This is a genomic window from Pseudomonas frederiksbergensis, from assembly GCF_003732275.1.
GTDB classification, from domain to species: domain Bacteria; phylum Pseudomonadota; class Gammaproteobacteria; order Pseudomonadales; family Pseudomonadaceae; genus Aquipseudomonas; species Aquipseudomonas frederiksbergensis_H.
In genome coordinates, this window is the sequence record NZ_MOBM01000038.1 from 754,528 (window position 1) to 780,131 (window position 25,604).

The following is a 25,604-nucleotide window of genomic DNA, read 5'->3' on the forward strand; positions in this document are numbered from 1 at the left end:
GCCATGAGCCCGTTGATGGAGCAACTCTACAGCATGCTCAGTGCAATCATGGGGACGGACGGTTTGAGCCGGTTGTTCTACATGCTCTTTCCGTTGTTTCTGGTGTTTGAATTGCCGCTGACGATCATGGTGCTGCTTGGCGTATTGCGCTGGTTTACCCGTCGGCGCAGCAGCGTGCCGAAGACCAGCCTCTATCGGCCCAAGGTCTCTTGCATCATCACCTGCTACAGCGAAGGGATGGATGTCCAGACCACGCTGTTAAGCCTGTGCGAGCAGACCTACCCCGGCCACATCGAGATGATCCCGGTGGTGGACGGCGCCACGGTGAATCAACCGACGCTCAGCGCCGTTCGCCGTTTCAACGTGGACCCGCTGTTGTACCCCCGGCGCCATTTACGCCCGATCGCCAAATGGCAGAGGGGCGGACGGGTGTCGTCATTGAACGCCGGTTTGTCCCATGCCAGCGGCGAAATCGTCATGGCGCTCGACGGTGATACATCCTTCGACAACAACATGGTCAGCGCCATCGTGCGCAATTTCGAAGACCCCTCGGTGCCTGCGGTCGCTGGCAGCCTGCGGGTGCGCAATGTCTGGGGTTCCTGGGTCACAGCGATGCAGGCGCTGGAATACGTGTTGTCGATTCACATGTCGAAAATCGGTCTGGCCGAATGGAACCTGGTGAATAACGTCTCAGGTGCCTTCGGCGCTTTCCGCCGCAGTTTCCTGGTGAAAATCGGTGGCTGGAACACCCATACCGCGGAAGACCTGGACCTGACGTTGCGCATCAAAAGTTACTTCAAGCGACATGACTTGAGGATCCCCTTCGAGCCGGAAGCGATCGGGCACACCGATGCACCCGCGACGCTCAGGCAGTTTCTGATGCAGCGTTTGCGCTGGGACGGCGACCTGTTTTTTCTGTACGTCAGAAAGCACAACCACAACATCAACCCGGATTTACTGGGCTGGCCAACCTTCCTGATGATCCTGCTCAGTGGCTTCTTTTTCCAGTTGGTGCTGCCGTTCATCATCTTCATCTACACCTTGCTGGCGCTATTCATTCTGCCGGGCAAGACGCTGTTGTTTCTGTTTGCGCTGATCTACCTGCTGTACCTGTTGATCACCATGCTGCTGTTCGGCGCCATGTTGTCGATGGTGTCCGATCGACCTCGACAGGACGTGACCCTGGGGTTGTTGGTGCCGGTCTTCCCTCTGTTCATGCTACTCATTCGGTGCTGGAGCGCAGTGGCCATGCTCAACGAGATGTTTCGTCGAGGCCATGAAGAGACCTCGATGGCGCCGTGGTGGGTTCTTAAACGAGCCACGAGGTTTTGATATGCGATCGGTCCTTCTAGCCTTGACGCTGTCGCTGCCCCCTGCGGCGCTCGTCGCACAACCGCTGCCCCTTCAGGGTTTGATCGACAAGCAGCAAGCCGGCCCCATGTTTCGCGCCGCCGAGGCCGACCTGCGGCAACCGCGTTTGTTGCTGGCGTCCACATCAGCGGCAGCGCCGAAAGCAGGGGCAGAGGCGGGGACGAGTTCGGGCAAATGGTCCCAGGCCAGTTATGTCTGGGACAGCGAAGCGTTGCTCGATCCCGATCGGCGCGAGGCGGAGCTTCAGGCGCTGCGCAAGGCCGGGATGGACAAGATCTACCTCGGCCTCAAGGCTGCACAGGTTAATGACTTGGTCACGACTCGCCGACGACTGGAGCAATTGCTTCAGGACGCGGCCCGAGAAGATCTGCAAGTGAGTCTGTTGCTCGGCGATTCGAGCTGGATCGAGCCGACGGACCGCCACCAGCTCAGCGATTTACTGAAGAAGTTAAAGGGGCTTGCATTCAGCAGCCTGCATCTGGACCTCGAGGTCGAACAACTGGGCATGCCCGTGCCCGATCAGCGCCTGAAAAACTGGCTCGATACCTTGCGCATGGCGTCAAACGAGAGCCCATGGCCCGTGGAAATTTCCAGCCATCATCGCTGGTTCGTTGAACCCAAGCCTGGGCAAACCTGTGTGCCTTGCTCACTTCCCGAGGCCGGCGTGCGTCAGGTCAGCCTGATGATATACACCCGCAACCCGAAAAACAGCGCACGCATGACAGAGCAGATCGCCCAGCGTTGGCCGGCGCTGCAATTTCGTTTGGCACAAAGCACAGAACCCGAATTGCCAGCCACGGAAAGCTGGGCGGGAGCATCGACTGAACAGTTGAAACACCAGGCCAGCGCCTGGCGCGAACAATTGCAACCGCGGGGGGTTGCCGGTATCGACTGGCAGGCCTGGCGAGACTTCCCCAAACGGTGAGCCGTCATGAAAATTCGTTTCGATAGTCGCAAGGAATTGAACCCCACCCAGGAACAGGGCTTGAGCGTGCTGTACGCACCGGGCAAGCGCATGGCGTTTCGCGCGCGCTGGTATTTGATTCTGTTGCTGGTTGCCAGCCCCTTGATCTGGCTGGGTGGAAAGCTGGCGTACAGCATGCTGATGATCGACGCACCGGCGCAATTGCGCCTGCCGATTTACGAGGTACGAGCGCGCGATGCCGGCCGGGTCGATCAGCTGTTTGCGAAGGCGGGCGAGCAAGTCCAGGCCGATCAGATGCTGGTCAGTCTGGACAACCCGGAATGGCGGGCCCGGCTGGCGCAACTGGCGGCCATGCCGACCAAGGCGACGGGCACAGGCACCGGCACTGCCCAATTGGGCGGTCGCGAGCGTCAGTTGCTCCAGACCCGAATCGGCAGGGCGGAACAAAAAATCAAGGAATTGGAGTACCTGGTTGACCGAGGCGCGGCGGCTCGCGGCGAGGTGCTGGCAGCGCAGTCGGAACTCGACGGGTTTCGAGCGGACCTGTTGGCGTTCGAACGCCGCGAGCAACTGGCGCGTCAGCCCCCGCAGGGGCTTGAGCGCGAGATCATTCAGCAGAACGCCGAACAGCAGTGGTTGAAGACGCGTCTCGCCGCGTTGTCGATCAAGGCGGGGCAAAGCGGCCGGATTGCGGAAGTGCTGGTAACCCCGGGCGAAAACGTCGGCGCCGGCACGTTGTTGATGCGCCTGGAGCGGCTGGAGGACCCGTTGCTATGGATTTATCTGGAACCGCTCAACATCAGTTACGCCGCTATCGGTCAGCCGCTACGCGTGCGCATGCCGGACGGCCAATGGCTGGCGGCTCACGTGGTTCAGGCGGTGGACAGCGCCGGGCGCACGCCGACGGTGCTGCGCGGGCCGTTTGCCGCCAGTGAAATGGGCTTGCAGGTCGCAGCCCGGTTTGATGACCCGCTGCCGCCGCGCTGGCGAATCGATCAACTGCCGTTGAATGTTCGCTTCCCCACCGATTGGCAAGAGATGTTCAGTGCCGGCCGGGCGTTGATGGAAAAAGTCGAGGGGCTCGTCGCGATGGATCGACCTACAACCACTACTCCAGAGTGAATTTGCCATGTCTGCTGATCGAATTCTTGTGACGGGTGGCGCGGGCTTCATTGGTTCGCACTTGGTCGAAGCCTTGCTTGAACACGGCTATGGCGTGCGGGTACTGGATGATCTTTCAACCGGCAAACTGGCAAATCTGCCGGTGGACCGGGCGCATTTGAGCCTGATAGTCGGGGATGTAGCAGACGCGCCGACGGTGGAGCGCGCCCTGAAAGATTGCAGCGCGGTGGTGCATCTGGCCGCCGTCGCCTCGGTCCAGGCGTCGGTCGAAGACCCGGTCGCCACCCATCAAAGTAACTTCATCGGAACGCTGAATATCTGCGAAGCCATGCGCGAGGCAGGTCTGAGAAGGGTGGTGTTCGCCTCCAGCGCCGCCATCTATGGCAACAACGGCGAAGGCACCCCCATTACCGAAGACACGCCCAAAGCCCCGTTGACGCCCTATGCCGCGGACAAACTGGCCAGTGAGCATTTCTTCGATTTTTACCGCCGCCAGCATGGTCTGGAGCCAGTGATTCTGCGCTTCTTCAACATTTACGGACCGCGCCAGGACCCTTCATCGCCTTACTCCGGGGTCATCAGTATCTTCAGCGAAAGAGCCCAGAAACACCTGCCCGTCACGGTGTACGGGGACGGTGAACAGACCCGGGATTTCGTTTATGTGGAGGACCTTGTAAAGGTACTGGTACAGGCGGTGAAAGAATCGGAGCCGAGCGGCGAACCGGTCAACGTCGGTTTCAACCGCTCCACCAGCATCAACGAGCTGGCGGCCACGTTGAGTACGCTGCTGGGCCGGCCTCTGGCGTTGAATTACGCTGCCCCGCGTTCCGGTGACATCCGCCATTCCCGGGCCGATAACCAACGTTTGCTTGAACGTTTTCGATGCACCGAGCCGACTTGTTTTGCCGATGGTTTGGGTCACTTGCTCAGAAGTCTGGAGAGCGGCGACCGCTGAGTACCCGGGGCGTATTACCGGATGGAACTGTTGCAGCAGGCGCACCGTCAATCGAGGACAGGGCCGCCAGATCTGAGTGAGAGGAAACGCCGAGGTGCTGGAGGCCATTATCCTTCGACCCCATGACGGAGGGCCCCTCAATGAGGATCGCTCAGATCGCGCCGCTTACCGAACGTTGTCCGCCCCGTTTGTACGGTGGCACTGAGCGGATTGTGTCTTACCTGACCGAAGAGCTGGTGCGTCAGGGTCACGATGTCACGCTCTTCGCCAGCGGCGATTCGCAAACCTCGGCACGTCTGGAATCGGGCGCGCACCAGGCTCTGCGGTTCGATCCACGCATCAAGGACGGGGCGCCTCATCACATCCTGATGCTTGATCAAGTCTTGCGTCAGGCGGATCAATTCGACGTGATGCATTTTCATGTCGATATCTTTCATTTTCCGTTGATTCGACACTTGGCCGGGCGCAGCGTGACCACGCTTCACGGGCGTCTGGACATTGCGGACTACCAATCCTTTTACCCTCACTTTCCCGAGGTGCCGCTGGTTTCGGTGTCCAAGGCGCAACGCACCCCGGTGAAGGGTGACGTCAACTGGGTGGGCAATGTCTACCACGGCATTCCGGGTGATCTGCTGACCTTCAACCCTGAACCGAGCGGCGACTATCTGGTGTTTCTGGGGCGTATCTCTCCTGAAAAGCGCCCGGACCGGGCCATCGAGATTGCCTTGAAGGCGGGGCTGTCATTGAAGATCGCGGCCAAGGTCGACAGGGCTGATCAGGTGTATTGGGAAGAAGTCATCGCACCGATGATCGCCTCCCATCCGAATGTCGAATTTCTCGGCGAGATTGATGAATCGCAAAAGGCAGACTTGCTGGGCAATGCTCGCGCCTTGATCTTTCCCATCGACTGGCCCGAGCCGTTCGGTCTGGTCATGATCGAAGCCATGGCCTGCGGCACGCCGGTGATTGCGTTTGGTCAGGGCTCGGTGCCGGAAGTGATCGACGAGGGCGTGTCCGGTTACATCGTCGATGGCGTCGCAGGGGCAGTAGCGGCGGTGCAGCGGTTGGCAGAGCTGGATCGGCGCAAGGTGCGGGCCAGGTTCGACGAGCGGTTCACGGTCGAGCGCATGACCAATCACTATCTGGAGTTGTATCGCCATCTGACGGCGGGCAACACCTATGGCCATCCCTCCACACCCTTCGATATTCCGGCCACCGCGTCGCTGCAAGAGCTGCGCTTGCGCAACCTGAAAAACAACGACACCTTCGCGGTGTTCGATCCCAATGGCGACGTGTTGTTTGCGGACGACAGCCCGCAAGGGATTTTCCATACCGATACCCGACACCTTTCCGGGCTCTACCTGACGCTTAACGGCGCGCGGCCGCTGTTGCTCAGTTCCACGCTACGAGACGATAACGCGATGCTCACGTGCGACCTGACCAACCCGGATCTGTTCGACGCCCATGGTGAAAAAATCCTGCACCACGATTTGATCCATCTGCGTCGCTCACGATTCTTGTGGAATGGCTCCTGTTATGAACGGCTGACCCTGCGCAATTTCGACGATTCGCCCCAGCATCTGCAATTGAGAATCCAGTTCGCGGCCGACTTCAAAGATTTGTTCGAAGTTCGCGGCGCTCGGCGTCCGCAACGCGGTGAAGGGCACCGGGCGGAGATTACCGATGAAGAGGTGGTGCTTTCCTATACCGGCCTGGACCACAAACGGCGCATGACCCGCCTGCGTTTTGCCCCGGTGCCGGCCAGCCTGACCTGTGATTCGGCGTTGTTCGAGGTTCGGCTGGCCCCGGGGGAAAGCCAGTCGCTGTTCATGGACATCAATTGCGGCGTGCAAAATCCGCCGTTTACGGTGCGCCATGGGTTCTTTATTTCATTGCGCGATTCCCGGCGCGAGTTACGCACATTCTCTTCGCGGGCGGCCTCTGTGGTGACCTCCCATGATGTGTTCAACGAGGCGGTCAGCCGCAGCGTTTCCGACCTCTACATGCTCATGACCAAAACCCGCGAGGGGCTATATCCCTATGCCGGCATTCCATGGTTCAGCACCGTTTTCGGACGAGATGCGCTGATCACGGCATGGGAGATGCTGTGGTTCGATCCCGGTATTGCCAAAGGCGTGCTCGGGCATCTGGCCGCCAACCAGGCAACCATCGTTGACCCCCACGCCGATTCCGAGCCCGGTAAAATCCTGCACGAGATAAGGCTGGGGGAAATGGCCGAGTTGGGCGAGGTGCCGTTCCGACGTTATTACGGCAGCATCGATTCCACGCCGTTGTTCGTCATGCTGGCCGCCGCGTACCTGGAGCGCACCAATGACCTGGGTACACTGCGTCAGCTCTGGCCCAATATCGAAGCGGCGCTGACCTGGATCGAGGAGTACGGCGACCGCGATGGCGATGGTTTTGTCGAGTATGGCCGGCAGTCCGCCGAGGGGCTGATTAACCAGGGCTGGAAAGACAGCCACGATTCGGTTTTCCATGCCAATGGGCAACTGGCCGTGGGCCCGATTGCGATTGTCGAAGTTCAGGCCTATGTGTATGGCGCCTGGACTGGTGCGGCCAAAATCGCTCGTCGGCTGGGTGATCCGGAGCGGGCTCAGCGCCTGAAATACAAGGCTCAACGCTTGCGTGAAGAATTCGATTCCCGCTTCTTCGACGAAGAACTGGGCACTTATGTATTGGCCCTGGACGGCAACAAGAAACCCTGTCGAATCCGTACCTCCAATGCCGGTCATGCCCTGTTCGCCGGCATCGCTTACCCGGAACGCGCGGCGTCGGTCGTCGACGCCCTTATGGACCGCTCATCCTTTTCCGGTTGGGGCGTGCGCACGGTCGCGTCCTCCCAGGCTCGCTATAACCCGATGAGTTATCACAACGGCTCCGTCTGGCCCCACGACAATGCGCTGATCGCCGCTGGTTTCGCCCGCTACGGATATCGTCGGGACGCGGCGCGGATTTTCGAAGGCCTGTTCGCCGCGTCTACCTATATCGATCTGCGGCGCTTGCCCGAACTGTTTTGCGGCTTTGCCCGGCAACGCACCCAAGGGCCGACGTTCTATCCAGTCGCCTGCATGCCCCAGGCCTGGGCCGCCGCTGCGCCGTTGTCGATGATTCAGTCGTGCCTGGGGCTGAGCTTCAGGCCGAGGAAACTCAACATCCTGTTCGACGAACCGGTGCTCCCGGCATTTCTGGACACCATCGCCTTGCGGCGTTTGGCAGTGGGTGCCGAATGTGTGGACTTGATGCTCCGGCGCTCGGGGGAAAATGTCATGATCGAGGTTCTCGATCGCCAGGGCCCGGTGCGAATCTTGAGCACCAGTTAGGGTGATGAGCGCGGGGCTTGGATTCTGAATATCTCGTAGCATGTCAGAAGGTGAACGCTTGTCCCGCCCGTGACGGATGCTGAGCCATTTCAGTCTCCAGCAAATGCTCAACCAGCACATCATTCAAAAAGCGGAACTGATCGTTGAGCCCGACCACTTCGTTACTGAAGTGGTTGGCCGCTGCCGGCATCAGCAAGGCCTCGAAGTGCTCGTCGAACACCAGCGCGACTGCTTTGCGAGACACGACCTGCTGCGAATAATAGTTGCTGCCGAATACCGGAAAGCTCACGGCGAGGCTGACGGAATGAATCATGATTTCGACTCCTCGGTTTGACCGATATCCAGCACCAAGCGGGAAAACAAGGTCAGGGTGACGGCCGTCAGGGCCAGGCAGGTCAGGAGATGGATCAACATGATTTGCCCCTCCGTGCGGGGGTTTAAAATGGGGATGACGTCAATCCTGCACCTGACGGTTTTTTTGCGGAAGGCATTCACGGCGATGGTGAATATTGATGTGAATGATGGTGGTGATCTGTAGGAGCTGCCGAAGGCTGCGATCTTTTGATCTTGCTCTCCGATGGCCCCTAAAAGATCGCAGGCTGCGCCAGCTCCTACATTTGAAATGCATTCTCCTGTGGGAGCGAGCCTGCTCGCGAAGGCGTCCTCGAGGGCGTCATCCACCCATCTGACGGACGGAGCCCCACCCCGACCTATACTCAAATCAGCACGTTCTTTAGCGTCGAACACTCCGTTTGGCGAAGACTGTAGGACACCGCGATCTTGAACCTGCGTTCGCTGATCGTTGCTGTGTTGGTGATATTGGCGGGATGCGTCACGCACACGCCTGCCCCGGTAATCGTGGTGCCGGTGGTGGTATCCCAGAGCACCTGGCAGCAGGTGGACCGAGAGATTGTCGCCGCTTCGCAACAGGCCACCGAACAGGCCAGGGTCTACGCCCGCGGGTCCATGGAGCACTGGCGCACGCGGGTTTATCAGCAGACCGAAGAAGTCTTCATTCCGTGGTTCAGCAGCTACTGGACCCAGGAATGGCTGTCGATGAAAGTCAGCTGGTACGCCATCAATGCCGGGGACGAGCAGGATGCGACGAGCAAACGCCTGGCGGCCTATCTGCTGGAGCAATATCACCAGCGCGTGCTTGAGCCAGTGGCAGTGGAGATCGATCCCGACGCGATTCTCGGGCAGGCGACAGAGTTTTATGTGCAACTGATGGGGCAGCAACTCGAAATCATCTCCAAACGTCATGGCGTGCCGATGGCGCAGCTCAACGGTCGTATCCAGAAAATCCCGGCTATTTCACTGGGCCCGCCGTCTGCCCGTGACGCTTCGCTGTATCAGGTGGTGCATGCCGAACTGAGCAAATTGCCGGCCTACACGGCGCTGATCGAGAAGATCCACACGGCGGGCGGCGAGAAGGGCATTGCTTCGACGGATGCCGGCATGGCGCCGGTGGCCAAACGTGCCAGCCGACGAATACAAGCCGAAATGGCCCCCCGAGGCGCGGCCAGTGCCGTGGCGGCAGTGGCGGGGAAGGCGGCCGGGGCGTTGATTTCCGTGGGGGTGGCGGGGGTGCGCGCGATTATTCAGGCCAACGATCGGCCCGATAGCGAAGCGCTGATCCGCAGCAGCCTGGGTAATTCGTTCGACAAGGCATGGGTGAAACTGGTGGATAACCCCGCCACCGGCGTCATGGCCGGAACGCTGTACATGGCCAGGCAGATCGAAGGCAGCCTGGAGGAGACCCTCGAGCCGTCGGTCGGTCTGGATGCAGGGGCTGTCGATTTTAGCCACGCTGATTCGACTACCCACCAGATCAACCCATAACCCGAGGAGAACGATCATGGCTTACGTTGATGGCTTCGTCGCTGCAGTACCCACCGCCAACCGCGAAAAATTCAAGCAACATGCGCTATCCGCCGCCGCAATCTTCAAGGAAAACGGCGCGCTCAGCCTCGCCGAATGCTGGGGCGACGACGTGCCCGACGGCAAAGTGACCTCGTTTCCCATGGCGGTAAAACTCAAGGAAGACGAAACCGTGGTGTTTTCCTGGATCGTCTGGCCCGACAAGGCCACCCGTGACGCCGGGATGGCGAAACTCATGAGCGATCCGCGGCTGCAACCCGACGTCAATCCAATGCCGTTTGACGGTCAGCGCATGATTTTTGGCGGTTTCGAAATGATCGTGTAAGCCTGAACGTAGTCGCAGGATCACTCCGGCGTCGGGGCGGTCCTGCAACTCTTGCGATTACGAATCTCGCTGTCCGAGGGGCGCTCCTTGATGAACTCGAAGCGCGGCTCGCCTTCGTTGTAGTGAACCAGCCAGCCCCATTCCAGCTCGGACTCATCCTGGCCGGGTTTCGGTGGAACGGCCCACCATGGCTCTTTACTGATGATCTGACGCATGGCGCCCTCCCGTCGATTCGGTTGCTTCAACTATAACCCGCATGCCGTCACGTGCCAGAAATGCACTTGCTGGCGTGGTATCCCTTTGTAAAATCAAAGGGTCCCCCAGCCTTGAGGTGCCAGACATGAGCGATGAAACCCGTGAGCCGTTCAAGCGGCTGTTCTTCGCCCTGAACTGCGCCCCCGAGCAACGCCGGGCCATCGCCCAATGGCGCAACGCGCTGGAACTCAATGTCGGGCGCCCGGTGCCGGCGGAAAACTTTCATCTGACGCTGCTGTTTCTCGGCACAGTGGGGATGGCGCAGATAGCGGGTGTCTGCGAGGCCGCCGCCAATGTCCAGATGCCCGGCATGCCGTTGACGGTTGTGCTTGATCGTCTGGAAGTCTGGCGTCGCTCCGGGGTTTTGTTGCTGGCGCCCGCGCAGGCAGCACCGCAGTTGTTGCGGTTGGTGTATGCGCTGGAGCAGGCCATGTTGCCGTTTGGCTTTGAAGACACCCGTCGGGAATTTCGCCCGCATTTGACCCTGATGCGCGACTACCGGGCGCCGGTTCCCGAATCCGCTACGCCGCCAGAGTTTTTCCTGCGCGCCGACCGCTTCACCTTGTTCGAATCCCATAAAGGCCGGTACCGGGCGCTGGCCGAATGGCCGCTGGTCTCTGCATAAGCCCAAAAAAAGGCGCCCGAGGGCGCCTAAATTCACCTTGACCGAGGAAGCCAGGTGAAGCCGTTCTTCTTCAGAGGAGTGCAGCGGTGGTAAGGCGCTGCGTGAACGGAAAACGAGAAAGCTGTAATTGATGTTGGATGTGATGGCCTCATCGCGAGCAGGCTCGCTCCCACAGGGGATAGGCGTCATCAAAAAATCTGTGTTCCACTACGGACTCCTGTGGGAGCGGGCTTGCTCGCGAAAGCGGTAGATCAGTCACCAATGATGTTGAATGTGATGGCCCCTTCGCGAGCAAGCCCGCTCCCACATTTTGGTCCGTGGTAGTCAGATATTTTTGTGTCCGATCGTGAATCACTTACCGAGCTTCACCCGCGTCCAGCCCCGGGTCATCACCCGCTGAATACCGATCGGCATATCTGGAATCGCATACAACGTCGCCATCACCGCTTGCGGCGGGTAGGAGCCCGGGTCGTCACGAATCGCTTCATCCACCAGTGGCGTGGCCGCTGCGTTGGCATTGCTGTAGCCAACGCTGTTGGTGACTTCGGCAATGATGTCCGGGCGCATCAGGAAGTTCATGAACAGGTAGGCGTTGTCGACGTTGGCCGCGTCCCGTGGGATGGCGACCATGTCGTAAAAGCTGCCGGCGCCTTCTTTCGGAATGCTGTATTCGATCTTCACCTTGTCGCCGGCTTCCTTGGCGCGGGCCTTGGCTTGCAGCACGTCGCCGGAGTAACCGACGGCGACGCAGATGTTGCCGTTGGCCAGGTCGGAGATGTACTTCGACGAATGAAAGTAAGCCACCGACGGCCGAATCTTCATGAACAGCGCTTCGGCTTCAGCGATCTGCGCCTTGTCCTGAGAATTCACCGGGTAGCCCAGATAGTGCAGGGCAGCCGGGAGCATCTCCGTCGGCGAATCAAGGAAACTGATGCCACAGGCTTTGAGCTTCGCGGCGTTTTCCGGTTTGAACAGCAAGTCCCAGGAGTTCACCGGCGCATCAGTGCCCAGCACTTCCTTGACCTTGGCCGGGTTGTAACCGATGCCGATCGAACCCCACATGTACGGGAAGGCGTGGCCATTGTCAGGATCGCTGGCGGAGGCGTTTTTCAGCAGCACCGGGTTGAGGTTTTTCCAGTTCGGCAGCTTCGATTTATCCAGCGGCTGATAGACGCCAGCCTTGATCTGCTTGGCCAGGAAACTGTTGGACGGCACCACAATGTCGTAGCCGGATTTACCGGCCAGCAAGCGTGCCTCAAGGGTTTCATTACTGTCGAACACATCGTAGGTCACGCGGATGCCGGTCTCGTCTTCGAACTTCTTGACGGTGTCCGGGGCGATGTAATCCGACCAGTTGTAGACGCGCAATACCTTGTCATTGGCCTGGGCACCGGTAGCCATCGCGCCCAGTAAGGACAGTGTCAGCAGAGTCCTGCCAAACATTTTCATCGGTACAACTCCATTTTCTTTTTATAGAACCTGTGGCGAGGGAGCTTGCTCCCGCTTGAGTGCGCAGCACTCACAAAATTGGCATGGGTTGCCAGAATTTTTGGGGCCGCTTCGCAGCCCAGCGGGAGCAAGCTCCCTCGCCACAGTTAACTGAACCGCAGCACTAAGCCGTCGCTTCGACTCGCTGGTTTTTCGGCTGCTGCCACGACTCGCTGGCGGTCTGGTCCATCGCTTCCTGAATCGCCCGTTTGCGCGTGGCTTCGGCCTTGCGGCTGAAGTACCAGACCATGAACGTCACGATCGACACCGCCAGCAGAATCAGACTGGCCACGGCATTGATCTCAGGCTTCACGCCCAGACGCACCGCCGAGAACACTTCCATCGGCAAGGTCGTCGAGCCTGGGCCAGAGACGAAACTTGCCAACACCAGATCATCCAGCGACAGAGCAAACGACATCATGCCGCCGGCCGCCAGTGACGGCGCGATCATCGGAATGGTGATCAGAAAGAACACCTTGAGCGGACGCGCACCCAGGTCCATGGCCGCTTCTTCAATCGACAGGTCCAGCTCACGCAAACGCGCCGAGACAACCACCGCCACATACGCTGCACAGAACGTGGTGTGCGCGATCCAGATCGTCACCAAACCACGCTCCTGCGGCCAGCCGATCAACTGCGCCATGGCCACAAACAGCAGCAACAGCGACAGACCGGTGATCACTTCCGGCATCACCAACGGTGCCGTTACCAAACCACCAAACAGCGTACGCCCCTTGAAACGCGTCACACGGGTGAGCACGAAAGCGGCGAGGGTGCCCAACGCCACGGCGGCAATCGCGGTGTAGCAGGCGATTTCCAGGGAGCGCACCACCGAGCCCATCAGTTGCGTGTTGTCGAGCAGGCCGACGTACCACTTCACCGACCAGCCGCCCCACACCGTCACCAGTTTCGAGGCGTTGAACGAGTAGATCACCAGAATCAGCATCGGCAGGTAGATAAACGACAGACCGAAAATCAGCATCAACTTTGAAAATCCGAAGCGTTTCATCCCCGTCCCTCCATCTCTTTAGCCTGGCTGCGGTTGAACAGCAGAATCGGCACAATCAGGATCGCCAGCATCACCACCGCCAAGGCGGATGCCACCGGCCAGTCGCGGTTGTTGAAGAACTCCTGCCACAGTACGCGGCCGATCATCAGGGTTTCCGGGCCGCCCAACAGTTCTGGAATCACGAACTCACCGACCACCGGAATGAACACCAGCATTGCACCTGCAATGATGCCGTTCCTGGCCAGCGGTACGGTGATTTTCCAGAAGTTGTTGAAGTTGCTCGAACCCAGGTCTGACGCGGCTTCCAGCAGGCTTTGATCGTGCTTCACCAGGTTGGCATACAGCGGCAACACCATGAACGGCAAGTAGGCATAGACCACGCCGATGTACACCGCCGTGTTGGTGTTGAGGATCTCGATCGGCTGCGACGTGAGCCCGGTCCACATCAGGAACGCATTGAGCAAACCGTTGTTGCTGAGAATGCCCATCCACGCATAGACGCGGATCAGGATCGCGGTCCAGGTCGGCATCATGATCAACAGCAGCAGAACGTTCTGCGTTTCCTTGTTGGCCTTGGTGATCGCATAGGCCATCGGGAAACCGATCACCAGGCACATCAGCGTGCTTAGAAACGCGACCTTCAACGAGCCGAAGTAGGCCGAGATGTACAACTCATCTTCGGTCAGCAGCGAGTAGTTGCCGATGTTCAGCAGCAGCTGAAATTTCTGTTCGGCGAAGGTGTAAATCTCGGAGTAGGGAGGAATGGCCAGGGCCGCTTCCGAGAAGCTGATCTTCATCACCAGGAAGAACGGCAACAGGAAAAACAGGCACAACCACAGGAAAGGAATGCCGATGACCAGTTTGCGGCCGCTGGGCACCAGGCGCAGGAATTGCTGATTGAAGGTTCTCATGAGCGCAGTACCACGCCGCTGTCGTCTTCCCACCACACGTAGACCTGATCGTCCCAGGTCGGGCGGGCGCCACGGCGTTCGGCGTTGGCCATGAACGACTGGACGATCTTGCCGCCGGGCAGTTCCACGTAAAACACCGAGTGGCCGCCGAGGTAGGCGATGTCATGCACCTTGCCTTCTGACCAGTTGTAGCGAGTCTCGGGTTTGAGGGTGCTGACCAGCATTTTTTCTGGACGGATGGCGTAGGTGATCGACTTGTCCTGCACCGACGTACTCACGCCGTGGCCGACGTAGATCTTCTGTTGCAGATCCGGGCTGTGAATGATCGCGTGACCTTCCAGATCCTCGACCACGGTGCCGTCGAAGGCGTTCACGTTGCCGATGAACTCACAGACCATGCGGCTGACCGGGGCTTCATAAATGTCGACCGGGCTGCCGATCTGGGCGATCCAGCCCAAGTGCATGATCGCGATGCGTTCGGCCATGGTCATGGCTTCTTCCTGGTCGTGGGTCACCATCACGCAGGTCACGCCGACGCGCTCGATGATTTGCACCAACTCCAGTTGCATCTGTGAGCGCAGCTTTTTATCCAGTGCGCCCATCGGTTCGTCGAGCAACAACAGCTTCGGACGCTTGGCCAAGGAACGGGCGAGGGCGACACGCTGACGCTGGCCGCCGGACAACTGATGCGGCTTGCGTTTGGCGTATTGCGTCATGTGTACCAGCCGCAGCATCTCCTCCACCCGAGCGTCGATTTCGCTGGCGGGCAAACGGTCCTGCTTGAGGCCGAAGGCGATGTTCTGCGCCACCGTCATGTGCGGGAACAGTGCGTAGGACTGGAACATCATGTTGATCGGCCGTTCGTAGGGCGGCATGTCGGTGATGTCGACACCGTCGAGCAGAATCCGCCCTTCGGTCGGGCGCTCGAAGCCGGCGAGCATGCGCAGCAGCGTCGATTTACCCGAGCCGGAACCGCCGAGCAGGGCGAAGATTTCCCCTTGATGGATCTCCAGGGACACATCGTCCACGGCGGTGGTTTCGTCGAATTTCTTGGTGACGCGGTCGACTTTCACCAACACCTTTTTCGGTGCCTGGTGACCTTCAAGAGCCTTCCTGTAGATGCTGGAGGCGTTTGCCATATGAAACTCCCAACAGGTTTCAGTCGTCGGGCCAACGCGGCCTGACTTAAGAGTGGATTGCAAGCCCAAGCCGTACGGTGCCAGTCAATTCCGCGAAGATCCCCTGTGGGAGCGAGGCTTGTGTGGCGAGGGGGCTTGCCCCCGTTGGGGTGCGAAGCGCCCCTGAATCAGTCGCCGCGATCTTGAATTAGAAAGCGGTGACCGATTGACGATTGCTTCGCAATCGAACGGGGGGCAAGCCCCCTCGCCACACAAGCCCGCTCCCACAAGGGGATTTGCATTTGAATCACTGGCCCATACCGATCGGGCTTATTCGGCACCGCCATCCTGGCTGCCTGGTCGTACTTGTTGTTATTGCGGTTCATCTATTACGTGAGCGACCAGCGCGCAAAGGCACGCCCGCCAAACTCACGGGGGCAGTTAAATCGTTGAATGCTTTTTTGAAGTCAGCGCGTATTACGCAGCGCCGCCCGTTGCCGGCACGCATCGCCAAACGCCTGGAAAATACTCAAATAGGGGGGATTCGAAAGCACCTGCCATTCCGGGTGCCATTGCACGCCGACAGCGAAGGCCTTGCTGTGATCGACGGAGATCGCCTCGATCAAACCATCCGGCGCGACAGCTTCAGCGCGCAGGCCGGGAGCGAGCCGGTCGATGCCCTGGCTGTGAATCGAATTCACCTGGAACACCTGCGGCAGGTCCAGCGCTTCGAACACACCACCCGGCTGCACATTCACCGCATGGGCCGCTGCGTACTGCACCGCCAGGTCCGGGTGATCCGCTTCGCGGTGATCGAGGTAGCCGGGCAGTTCATGCACCTTCTGATGCAGGCTGCCGCCGAACGCCACGTTCATTTCCTGAAAACCCCGGCAGATGCCGAGCACCGGAACACCGGCGGCAATGGCTGCGCGCAATAAGGGCAGGGTGGTGGCGTCCCGTTGCGGATCGTGATCCGTGCCGGGGGCACTGGCCGGGCCTTGATAGTGGAAGGGCTCCACATTCGACGGCGATCCGGTCAGCAACAGACCGTCGAGCTGCGCGAGCAGGTCATCGATTTCGGTCAGATCGCCTAAGGAAGGAATGACCACTGGCAACCCCAAAGCCGCGACGCTGACAGCACGCAAATACTTGTCGCCGCTGACGTGGTAGGGGTGCAGGCCAATCTGTTTGACGCACGCAGTAACGCCGATCAATGGCTTGAATGCCATTTTTATCACCTCGAAGTTTCACACTTGAACGAGCTTTTCCGGAGCTTAGCCTTGTTGATTTTAATTAACAACTCTCATGTAAAAAATTCTAAACGCCACGCGTCCGATCTTCAGGGTTTACGCGGTGCGCAAGCCTTAATTGACACTCTTGTGCCCTAAAAAGGCCCGAAAATAAAGGTTGAAAGGCCAGGTGTTCGCTATTGACTTCACTTTGCCTTTCGGATTGACTGGGCTCGTGAAAGGGTGGTGAACATAATAATTAACAGCTAATAGGTGCATCATGTCGGTCCCTCTGCGTGCCGTTCAACTCAACGAAGCAAACGCATTCCTTAAGAAATATCCTGAGGTTTTGTACGTCGACCTTCTGATTGCGGATATGAACGGTGTGGTGCGCGGCAAGCGCATCGAACGCACCAGTCTTCATAAGGTTTACGAAAAAGGCATCAACCTCCCGGCGTCACTGTTTGCGCTGGACATCAACGGCTCGACGGTGGAAAGCACTGGCCTGGGTCTGGACATCGGCGACTCGGATCGCATCTGCTTTCCCATCCCCAATACCCTGAGCATCGAACCCTGGCAGAAGCGCCCGACCGCGCAGCTGTTAATGACCATGCACGAACTCGAAGGTCAGCCGTTCTTCGCTGACCCGCGCGAAGTGCTGCGTCAGGTGGTGAGCAAGTTCGATGACATGGGCCTGACCATTTGCGCAGCCTTCGAACTGGAGTTCTATCTGATCGACCAGGACAACGTGAACGGTCGTCCGCAGTCACCACGCTCGCCGGTGTCCGGCAAACGTCCGCACTCGACTCAGGTGTATCTGATCGATGATCTGGACGAATACGTCGACTGCCTGCAAGACATCCTCGAAGGCGCGAAAGAGCAGGGCATTCCTGCCGACGCCATCGTCAAGGAAAGCGCCCCGGCGCAATTCGAAGTGAACCTGCATCACGTCTGCGACCCTATAAAGGCCTGCGACTACGCGGTGTTGCTCAAGCGTCTGGTGAAGAACATCGCCTACGACCACGAGATGGACACCACCTTCATGGCCAAGCCGTATCCGGGCCAGGCGGGCAATGGTTTGCACGTGCATATTTCGATTCTCGACAAAGAAGGCAACAACATTTTTGCCAGCGAGGATCCCGAGCAGAACACCGCACTGCGTCACGCGATCGGCGGTGTGCTCGAGACCCTGCCGGCGCAGATGGCGTTCCTCTGCCCGAACGTCAACTCGTACCGACGTTTCGGCGCGCAGTTCTACGTACCGAACTCGCCAAGCTGGGGCATCGACAACCGTACCGTTGCGGTACGCGTGCCAACCGGTTCGGCGGATGCTGTGCGCATCGAGCATCGTGTAGCCGGCGCCGATGCCAACCCGTACCTGTTGATGGCTTCTGTTTTGGCCGGTATTCACCACGGCCTGACCAACGAAATCGAACCGGGCGCCCCGGTGGAAGGCAACAGCTACGAGCAGAACGAACAGAGCCTGCCGAACAACCTGCGCGACGCCTTGCGCGAGCTGGACGACAGCGAAGTCATGGCGCGCTACATCGACCCGCTGTACATCGACGTGTTCGTCGCGTGCAAGGAAAGCGAGCTGGCCGAGTTCGAAAACTCCATCTCCGATCTTGAGTACAACTGGTACTTGCATACGGTTTGATGGACTGCATGCGCAGGCTTTGCGAACAACGCCGATCAACTGTGGGAGCGAGCCTGCTCGCGATGAGGGCGGCACAGTCAACATTGATGTTGCCTGACACTCTGCCATCGCGAGCAGGCTCGCTCCCACAGTGATCGTGGTTTTCTGATCGTTAATTGGTCGGCTTTAGTCCGACGACTACTTATTCCTCTGCGTAGAGTCACAACAATGACAAACACTCGCAGCGACTGGGAGCAACGCTTCCAGTCCTTGACGCTAGAAGGCCGCGCATTCATCGACGGCCAATATCGCCCGGCACTCAGCGGCGATACCTTCGAATGCATCAGCCCGGTCGACGGCCGCTTTCTGGCGAATATCGCCAGCACCGACGAAGCCGACGCCAATGCCGCCGTGCAGGTTGCACGCCGCACCTTTGAATCCGGCATCTGGGCCAAACTGCCCCCGGCCGAGCGCAAGCGCATCCTGATTCGTTTCGCTGATCTGATTCTGCAAAACCAGGAAGAACTGGCACTGCTCGAAACCCTCGACATGGGTAAACCGATCAGCGATTCCATGAGCATCGACATCCCTGCGACCGCCAACGCGATCCGCTGGAGCGCCGAGGCCATCGACAAAATCTACGACGAAGTCGCCGCCACACCGCACGATCAACTCGGCCTCATCACCCGCGAACCAGCGGGCGTCGTCGCTGCCATCGTGCCGTGGAATTTCCCGCTGATCATGGCCAGCTGGAAGTTCGCCCCGGCCCTGGCGGCAGGCAACTCGTTCATCCTCAAGCCTTCGGAAAAGTCACCGCTGACGGCCATTCGCATCGCGCAATTGGCGCTCGACGCCGGCATCCCCAAAGGCGTGTTCAACGTCCTGCCAGGCTTCGGTCACACCGTCGGTAAAGCGCTGGCGTTGCACATGGACGTCGACGTGCTGGCCTTCACCGGCTCCACGGCGATTGCCAAGCAACTGCTGATCTACGCCGGGCAAAGCAACATGAAACGCGTCTGGCTCGAAGCAGGGGGGAAGAGCCCGAACGTGGTGTTCGCCGATGCGCCGGATTTGCGCGCAGCAGCACAAGCAGCGGCTGGTGCGATTGCCTTCAACCAAGGCGAAGTCTGCACCGCCGGTTCGCGCTTGCTGGTGGAGCGCTCGATTCGCGAGCAGTTCATTGCGCTGCTGGTGGAAGCACTGCAAGCGTGGAAACCGGGGCATGCCCTCGATCCTGACACCACCGTCGGCGCGGTCGTCGATCAGCGCCAACTGGAGAACGTGCTGCGCTACATCCAGATCGGTAAAGACCAGGGTGCGCAACTGATCGCTGGCGGCAATCGTACCCTCGAACGCACCGGCGGCCTGTACGTGGAACCGGCGATTTTCGACGGCGTGACCAACGCCATGACCATCGCCCGGGAAGAGATTTTCGGCCCGGTGCTGTCGCTGATCACCTTCGACACCGCTGAAGAAGCACTGGCGATTGCCAACGACAGCATCTTCGGCCTCGCCGCTGGCGTGTGGACCAGCAACCTCAGCAAGGCTCATACCTTCGCTCGCGGTTTGCGCGCCGGCAGCGTCTGGGTCAACCAGTACGACGGCGGCGACATGACCGCGCCGTTCGGTGGGTTCAAACAGTCGGGTAACGGTCGGGACAAATCGCTGCACGCGTTCGACAAATACACCGAACTCAAAGCGACCTGGATCAAGCTCTAACACTTTTACAGCGGCGGTCGCAGGCGAGCGTTTGCGGCCATCGGAGAAACCTATGAAACAAACCCATGTAAACAGCTACTACGCCGCGACCCGCAATCACACAGCCGACTTCCCGATGCTTGAAGAGCTGGTGGAATGCGACGTCTGCGTGATCGGCGCCGGCTACACCGGTCTGTCCTCGGCGCTGTTCCTCAGCGAAGCGGGTTACAGCGTCACCGTACTGGAAGCCGCCAAAGTCGGCTTCGGCGCCAGTGGTCGCAACGGCGGCCAACTGGTCAACTCCTATAGCCGCGACGTCGATGTCATTGAAGAACGCTACGGCGATAAAACCGCCGAAGTGCTCGGCAGCATGATCTTCGAAGGCGCCGACATCATCCGTTCGCGCATCAAGGAATACGACATCAAATGCGATTACCGCCCCGGCGGCATCTTCGCAGCGCTGAACAAAAAACAACTCAACGGCCTGGCCGAACAGAAGAGCAGCTGGGAACGCTACGGCAACAAAAACCTGAGAATGCTCGACGCGGCTGACATCAAGCGCGAAGTGGGTTGCGACAACTACGTCGGCGGCCTGCTCGACATGCAGGGCGGCCACGTTCACCCGCTGAACCTGGCCCTCGGTGAAGCCGCCGCGATTATCAGCCTGGGCGGCAAAATCTACGAACAATCCGCCGCCGTGGAAATCACCTACGGTGAACCCATCACCGTGCGCACCGCCAAAGGTGTGGTACGGGCCAAGTACCTGCTGATCGCCGGCAACGCCTACCTGCCTCAAGACCTCGACAACCGCGTCACGCGCAAAAGCATGCCCTGCGGTTCGCAAATCGTCGTCACCGAACCGCTGTCCGAACGAGTCGCTCGCAGCCTCATCACCAACAACTACTGCGTCGAAGACTGCAACTACCTGCTCGACTACTACCGCCTCACCGCCGACAACCGCCTGCTGTACGGTGGCGGCGTGGTCTACGGCGCCCGCGAGCCGGACGACATCGAACAACTGATCAAACCAAAAATCCTCAAGACCTTCCCGCAACTCAAGGACGTGAAAATCGACTACCGCTGGACCGGCAATTTCCTGCTGACCATGTCCCGCATGCCGCAATTCGGCCGCATCGAGAAAAACGCCTACTACATGCAAGGCTACAGCGGCCACGGCGTCACCTGTTCGCACCTGGCCGGCAAACTCATCTCGGAAATGATCCGCGGCGACGCCGAACGCTTCGACGCCTTCGCCTCCCTGCCGCACATGCCCATGCTCGGCGGCCGCACCTTCCAGGCCCCGCTCACCGCCATGGGCGCCGCGTATTACGCGCTACGCGACCGCTTCGGCATCTAAGTAGAACCTTACCGGCGGCCATCCCAAAAATGTGCCGCCGGCCAATGCCAGCCATAGCAGGGCACCGCTCCCACAGAAATCCAGGCCGAACACCAAATTGGTGGTCGACCGGGACCAAACTGTGGGAGCGAGCCTGCTCGCGATGAGGCCATATCAGCCGCCATCGATGTCGCCTGAAACACCGCTATCGCGAGCAGGCTCGCTCCCACAAGGGAATTGGCGACATACACAAATTTTGCGAACAGCACCGACCCCTGTGGGAGCGGGCTTGCTCGCGAAGAGGTCAGCACAGTCAACATTGATGTCACCTGACCCACCGCTATCGCGAGCAGGCTCGCTCCCACAGGTTTCGGACATGGACGGACGACTATCATTCACCTATTCGATTTATCTGCCGTTTATCGAACCTGCTGAGCAACACCAACAAACGTGATTTAATACCCGCCTTCCACGGTTCCGGGACGGGAAACGGCGAAATCCGCGGCCACCAGTCGCCCGCCACCCACCCCCATTACCCCTTAAGTATTCTTCGCATAAGGCTGTCATGGACACGGGCTCACGACTCAAATTAGTACGCGAAAGCTACAAACTGTCCCAGCGCGAGCTGGCCCGGCGTAGCGGCGTCACCAATGCCACCATTTCCCTGATCGAACAGAATCGGGTCAGCCCCTCCGTCAGCTCCCTGAAAAAACTGCTCGAAGGCATTCCCATGTCCTTGGCGGACTTCTTCACCTTCGACCAACCGCCGCGTGAGCATCAATACGTGTTCCGCGCCAATGAGCAGCCGGATCTCGGGCGTCATGGGCTGCGGTTATTGCTGATCGGCGCTTCGGTGCCGAGTCGGCAGATGCGGCTTTTGCGCGAGCAGTACGCGCCTGGGGCGAGTTCTGGCGAAGAGCCCATCGTGCATGCTGAAGGGGAGGAGTGTGGGCTCGTAACCCGTGGCACGGTTGAGCTGACGGTGGATGGGCAGATTAGTGTGCTGAATGCCGGGGATGGGTATTACTTTCCGACGACGCTGCCACATCGGTTTCGGAATATTGGGGCGGATGAGGCGGAAATCATCAGCGCCAACACCCCGGCTAACTTCTGATCTCGATAGCGAATATCAAACCTGTAGCAGCTGCCGAAGACTGCGTTCGGCTGCGAAGCAGTCGTAAATCCGGGTACTGTTCCTAATCATTCCGCTGCACGATTGACAACCCGGATCATCCAAAACACTATCTGCCCATGACCTACACACGCCACATGAACATGATGTGCTCCTCCATGACCGCCTCTGGCGGGCCATGAGGTCATGCGTTCATAGAATTTGACGTAAAAACCCAAGGCCCCGCCAGAAATGGACGGGGCTTTTTAGTTCTCCGTCTACCGATGGCTAATGGAGAATGAAATGTTCGAGATTCGACGAGCCACGCATAGCGATGCCCAAATGGCGTTCGACATTCGCCTTCAAGCGATACGGCATCAATGCATCGGTGCCTATACCACGGAGCAAATGCTGGCCTGGACGGCAGGAGCAGCCAAGGACGGGTATAGCGACCTGATGGATAAACACTTTTATCTGGGTTGTATTCAGGGTGAACCGGTGGCGACAGGAATGCTTGACCTAGAGAGGAGCGAAATCGGTGCGATCTTTGTGCTCCCGAGCTTTATGCAACGTGGTATTGGCTTGAGAGTCTTGGACTACCTTGAATCCCTGGCACGGGATTTGGGGCTGAGGGAAGTCAATCTGGACGCCACGTTGAACGCAGCTGACTTTTACCGGCGCTGCGGTTTCGTTGGTGACAAACCTGCTATTTACCATTCGCCCTCCGGGCTTCAGCTGGCTTGTGTTCCGATGGTGAAAGGGCTTTTGTAGGCTTGGCGTTGATGGGCAGATTAGTGTGTTGAATGCCGGGGATGGGTATTACTTTCCGACGACGTTGCCGCATCGGTTTCGCAATTGAATGAATTTTAGAGGCCTGACGTTTGACCTGAGAGACTTGGCCAGGCTTGCCAGAACAGCCTTTCGATGGAAGGGTTAGACCTCAGGGGCACACAGCGCTCTCAGCCTTAGGGGCAGGTAGCCAGAGGCCAACCGACGCGCGCTGCACGGAGGAGGCTGGCCTTAACCACCAAGCGGTGAAATGGGGCAATAACGAAGATGTAGGCCCGGCCTAGACGGTTGTGGCACTGGACCACGGTTGAAAAAACGAGTTGGCGACTGCCTTCTGGCTCTGCCTCTCCAGAACACAGGATCGATATCCGGAAGTCGAGATGCTTGTCGTCCTCTCCCAACACGATTTCAGTCTGGTTCGTGCTGTAGACCTTGAAGATTCCAACCCGATTAGCAAGTGATGCCAAATGTTTGGCTGTCTTGAGACCAAAACAGGCAACGATAGTGTCTCGGACTTTCATCAGCCATCCAATCCAGGATGGCTGGTGGGAAAGGATGAATCGAGCTAGCAAATCTGGATTGCTAGATGTGCCCGCAGGGAGCCGAATCGCAAAAGCGTCCGCTAGGTTCATCGACTTGTAAAGGTGGGTGATGCCGGACCTCGAGGGGACTGGCACGGACATAATGAGCTCAAATTCTCGGGGCATAGGGGATCTCTCCTGAGTTCTAACTACTAATTAGACGACATGCCATGTCGCGTTTCTTGTTGCGATGGTTTGACGTATAACGCTCCTTGTCGCCCTGTAAGTGCTTGTCTAGCTTAGAAGTGACGGTTACCGACTTTCAAGCCGGACAGGGACAACCGCGCTCACTGCTCATTCCCAAGCACACGAGGTATCTGCATAGTGGAGGAATCTCGCTGTACAAGCGGCTCTTTTTCCATATTGCGGCGTGCCTACTTAGGCTATCAGGTACGTATTCAAGTGTGGGGTGTTGAGGCGCCAACTTCTCCTTGTCGGATACTGAGCCCGATCAAGGCATCATAGAGCTCTTGCTGCCCAGTTGGCAGAACAGGGAGCAACGTCGCACGGCGCTTGTCGACATCGAACCAGGATTCAACCAACCATCCCACCAGATAGAGCGCCGAAAGGCATCCGCCAGCGGTTGCAACGTTCCCCTGGCATACAAGAGGCTGGTCCACGGGCTCAAGTCCCAGAGCTCGCAAGCTCGATCGTGCATCCGGGTGTGTAGTTGCTTGGCCGCTGAGCAGCCCAAGCCGTTCGAGAATGAAAGCTCCGGCGCATATGGAGCCGATTCGCTGGCGTCTGGAGTCAAGTTCAAACGACTTCAGGAAATCTGGGGCGGCAAGTGCAGCGGGTATCCCTTCCTTGCCGCTGACGAACAATACCGCGTCGGCGCTATTGGCCTCGGAAAGCGGACCGTGCACCGAAACAGGCAGGCCGTGCGCCGATCGCACGATAGAGCTAGAACCCAATATTCGGACGTGCCAGTCCTCAGTGTTGCGGCCTAAAATGTCCCACATCAGGAATAGGTCGATATCAGTGAATTGGTCGAAAGCAACCAGAACGATTTTCTTCAAGGCGAGCTCCATGAAAAGTGCTGGCGTGCAAAACGCAACGGCCATCTTTGCTGGTGTTCGCAGCGTATCAATCGGTTGCGCACCATACACAGTCTGTATGGCGCTAAATATGGAGCGAAATAACTGGTGAGAAAACTAACTCGTAACCATTGGATCGCGGCTGGTTTTGAGGCCCTCGACCAAATAGGGCATATTGGCGTTTCGGCCGAGAGTCTCTCGCGCCGATTAAATGTGACCCGCGGATCGTTCTATCACCATTTCCGCAATCGCGAAGACTTTGTCCGCACCTTGCTGGCCGCTTGGGAAGAAGACTACACGGAGCGCATGCTCGCTTATGCGGCGCAGGGTCGTAGCGCGGGCGAAACCTTGAAACGCTACTTGAGTATTGCCGCTGAGAAACAACCTGGGCGGGAAGTTTCCATCCGAGCCTGGTCGCTGCACGATCCGTTGGTAGGCGAGTTTCAGCAGCGTGTTGACACAAGACGACTGAACTTCGCGATACGGACGTGCCGCCGCTTGGTCCATATGCCAGGCGAAGCAGAAGTGATTGGTCAGGTGGCCCATCTATGCCTGATTGGTGGTCAACAGGCAGGGCTGCGGCGTGATGCCGCTCGCTTCAACAGTTTCCTGCATCGAGCCTTTTCACTTTTCGAAGGGGCTCTTCCACCGTGGCGGGCCTAAGTCATGAGGCTGCTTGAACGCCATTCCCTTCAAGGCAAGCAGCCTAGCTAACGCGATCTACCATATTGGGTCGGATGAGGCTGAAATCATCAGCGCCAACACCCCGGCTAACTTCTGATAGCTAAAGCAAACATTAAACCTGTAACGGCCTCGGCGGGGCGACCACTACTTTTGGTCGCCCCTCCTAGCGATTACCAC

The 25,604-nt window shown here is 58.7% G+C and carries 23 protein-coding genes and 1 pseudogene; 15 read left to right on the forward strand and 9 right to left on the reverse strand.

Annotated features, from left to right (window positions below; all coding sequences use genetic code 11):
• Nucleotides 1–3: 3 nt before the first annotated feature.
• The 5 genes from BK662_RS22855 (at nucleotide 4) to BK662_RS22875 (ending at nucleotide 7,714) form a co-directional block, all read left to right on the forward strand.
• Nucleotides 4–1,332: a glycosyltransferase family 2 protein gene (locus BK662_RS22855; protein ID WP_123359876.1), complete on the forward strand. Its 1,329-nt coding sequence runs from the start codon at nucleotides 4–6 to the stop codon at nucleotides 1,330–1,332.
• A 1-nt stretch (nucleotide 1,333) separates the two neighbouring features.
• Nucleotides 1,334–2,296: a hypothetical protein gene (locus BK662_RS22860; RefSeq protein WP_185047181.1), complete on the forward strand. Its 963-nt coding sequence runs from the start codon at nucleotides 1,334–1,336 to the stop codon at nucleotides 2,294–2,296.
• A gap of 6 nt (nucleotides 2,297–2,302) precedes the next feature.
• On the forward strand, nucleotides 2,303–3,418 hold the full coding sequence (locus BK662_RS22865; protein WP_123359875.1) for an HlyD family secretion protein: 1,116 nt from the start codon (nucleotides 2,303–2,305) through the stop codon (nucleotides 3,416–3,418).
• A 7-nt stretch (nucleotides 3,419–3,425) separates the two neighbouring features.
• Nucleotides 3,426–4,373, forward strand: coding sequence for an NAD-dependent epimerase/dehydratase family protein (locus tag BK662_RS22870; RefSeq protein ID WP_123359874.1), 948 nt, complete (start codon nucleotides 3,426–3,428; stop codon nucleotides 4,371–4,373).
• Nucleotides 4,374–4,513: 140 nt separating this feature from the next.
• On the forward strand, nucleotides 4,514–7,714 hold the full coding sequence (locus BK662_RS22875) for a glycogen debranching N-terminal domain-containing protein (RefSeq protein WP_185047180.1): 3,201 nt from the start codon (nucleotides 4,514–4,516) through the stop codon (nucleotides 7,712–7,714).
• 43 nt (nucleotides 7,715–7,757) lie between these two features.
• Here BK662_RS22875 and BK662_RS22880 read toward each other — a convergent pair whose 3' ends face one another.
• Nucleotides 7,758–8,027 (reverse strand): hypothetical protein, encoded by a 270-nt coding sequence (locus BK662_RS22880; protein ID WP_008068154.1) that lies wholly within the window; start codon nucleotides 8,025–8,027, stop codon nucleotides 7,758–7,760.
• Between the two features lie 467 nt (nucleotides 8,028–8,494).
• Between BK662_RS22880 and BK662_RS22885 the strand changes: the two genes are divergently transcribed.
• Nucleotides 8,495–9,556, forward strand: a complete 1,062-nt coding sequence (locus tag BK662_RS22885) for a hypothetical protein (RefSeq protein WP_123359872.1) — start codon at nucleotides 8,495–8,497, stop codon at nucleotides 9,554–9,556.
• A 16-nt stretch (nucleotides 9,557–9,572) separates the two neighbouring features.
• Entirely contained in the window at nucleotides 9,573–9,920 is a 348-nt protein-coding gene (locus BK662_RS22890) for a DUF1428 domain-containing protein (protein ID WP_123359871.1), read from the forward strand.
• Nucleotides 9,921–9,940: 20 nt separating this feature from the next.
• On the opposite strand, the gene BK662_RS22895 is transcribed toward BK662_RS22890, so the two are convergent.
• Nucleotides 9,941–10,135 (reverse strand): hypothetical protein, encoded by a 195-nt coding sequence (locus BK662_RS22895; protein WP_030128949.1) that lies wholly within the window; start codon nucleotides 10,133–10,135, stop codon nucleotides 9,941–9,943.
• Nucleotides 10,136–10,260: 125 nt separating this feature from the next.
• Here BK662_RS22895 and thpR point away from each other — a divergent pair, with 125 nt between their 5' ends.
• On the forward strand, nucleotides 10,261–10,800 hold the full coding sequence (gene thpR, locus BK662_RS22900) for an RNA 2',3'-cyclic phosphodiesterase (RefSeq protein ID WP_123359870.1): 540 nt from the start codon (nucleotides 10,261–10,263) through the stop codon (nucleotides 10,798–10,800).
• 351 nt (nucleotides 10,801–11,151) lie between these two features.
• Here the strand turns inward: thpR and BK662_RS22905 are convergent, their stop codons facing one another.
• The 5 genes from BK662_RS22905 to BK662_RS22925 form a co-directional block, all read right to left on the reverse strand.
• A complete protein-coding gene (locus tag BK662_RS22905) occupies nucleotides 11,152–12,249 on the reverse strand; it encodes a polyamine ABC transporter substrate-binding protein (protein WP_123359869.1) in 1,098 nt (365 codons plus the stop codon).
• Between the two features lie 163 nt (nucleotides 12,250–12,412).
• Nucleotides 12,413–13,297 (reverse strand): ABC transporter permease subunit, encoded by an 885-nt coding sequence (locus BK662_RS22910; RefSeq protein WP_123359868.1) that lies wholly within the window; start codon nucleotides 13,295–13,297, stop codon nucleotides 12,413–12,415.
• Nucleotides 13,294–14,175 (reverse strand): ABC transporter permease subunit, encoded by an 882-nt coding sequence (locus BK662_RS22915; protein ID WP_185047188.1) that lies wholly within the window; start codon nucleotides 14,173–14,175, stop codon nucleotides 13,294–13,296. Before BK662_RS22915 ends, BK662_RS22910 begins: the two co-directional genes overlap by 4 nt.
• Nucleotides 14,176–14,204: 29 nt before the next feature.
• Nucleotides 14,205–15,347 carry a polyamine ABC transporter ATP-binding protein gene (potA, locus tag BK662_RS22920; protein WP_050681360.1) on the reverse strand — a complete coding sequence of 381 codons (1,143 nt, stop codon included), beginning with the start codon at nucleotides 15,345–15,347 and terminating at the stop codon, nucleotides 14,205–14,207.
• Nucleotides 15,348–15,793: 446 nt separating this feature from the next.
• Nucleotides 15,794–16,555, reverse strand: coding sequence for a gamma-glutamyl-gamma-aminobutyrate hydrolase family protein (locus BK662_RS22925; protein ID WP_123359866.1), 762 nt, complete (start codon nucleotides 16,553–16,555; stop codon nucleotides 15,794–15,796).
• A 280-nt stretch (nucleotides 16,556–16,835) separates the two neighbouring features.
• Here BK662_RS22925 and BK662_RS22930 point away from each other — a divergent pair, with 280 nt between their 5' ends.
• The 6 genes and pseudogenes from BK662_RS22930 to BK662_RS22960 form a co-directional block, all read left to right on the forward strand.
• Nucleotides 16,836–18,212, forward strand: a complete 1,377-nt coding sequence (locus BK662_RS22930; RefSeq protein WP_123359865.1) for a glutamine synthetase family protein — start codon at nucleotides 16,836–16,838, stop codon at nucleotides 18,210–18,212.
• Between the two features lie 207 nt (nucleotides 18,213–18,419).
• Nucleotides 18,420–19,910, forward strand: a complete 1,491-nt coding sequence (locus BK662_RS22935; RefSeq protein WP_123359864.1) for an aldehyde dehydrogenase — start codon at nucleotides 18,420–18,422, stop codon at nucleotides 19,908–19,910.
• 52 nt (nucleotides 19,911–19,962) lie between these two features.
• Complete coding sequence (locus BK662_RS22940) at nucleotides 19,963–21,246, forward strand: NAD(P)/FAD-dependent oxidoreductase (protein WP_123359863.1); 1,284 nt, start codon at nucleotides 19,963–19,965, stop codon at nucleotides 21,244–21,246.
• 544 nt (nucleotides 21,247–21,790) lie between these two features.
• The gene (locus BK662_RS22950; RefSeq protein ID WP_008011722.1) at nucleotides 21,791–22,339 is read left to right on the forward strand and encodes a cupin domain-containing protein; all 549 of its coding nucleotides are present in this window, start codon (nucleotides 21,791–21,793) and stop codon (nucleotides 22,337–22,339) included.
• A gap of 300 nt (nucleotides 22,340–22,639) precedes the next feature.
• On the forward strand, nucleotides 22,640–23,107 hold the full coding sequence (locus BK662_RS22955) for a GNAT family N-acetyltransferase (RefSeq protein WP_123359862.1): 468 nt from the start codon (nucleotides 22,640–22,642) through the stop codon (nucleotides 23,105–23,107).
• Nucleotides 23,106–23,195, forward strand: a pseudogene (locus BK662_RS22960) (cupin domain-containing protein); the annotation flags it as partial. The gene BK662_RS22955 and the pseudogene BK662_RS22960, both read left to right, overlap by 2 nt.
• A gap of 106 nt (nucleotides 23,196–23,301) precedes the next feature.
• Here BK662_RS22960 and BK662_RS22965 read toward each other — a convergent pair.
• Nucleotides 23,302–23,832, reverse strand: a complete 531-nt coding sequence (locus BK662_RS22965) for a DUF2867 domain-containing protein (protein WP_123359861.1) — start codon at nucleotides 23,830–23,832, stop codon at nucleotides 23,302–23,304.
• 272 nt (nucleotides 23,833–24,104) lie between these two features.
• Nucleotides 24,105–24,725, reverse strand: coding sequence for a DJ-1/PfpI family protein (locus tag BK662_RS22975; protein ID WP_123359943.1), 621 nt, complete (start codon nucleotides 24,723–24,725; stop codon nucleotides 24,105–24,107).
• Nucleotides 24,726–24,851: 126 nt separating this feature from the next.
• Here BK662_RS22975 and BK662_RS22980 point away from each other — a divergent pair, with 126 nt between their 5' ends.
• On the forward strand, nucleotides 24,852–25,406 hold the full coding sequence (locus tag BK662_RS22980; protein WP_123359860.1) for a TetR/AcrR family transcriptional regulator: 555 nt from the start codon (nucleotides 24,852–24,854) through the stop codon (nucleotides 25,404–25,406).
• Nucleotides 25,407–25,604: the final 198 nt, after the last annotated feature.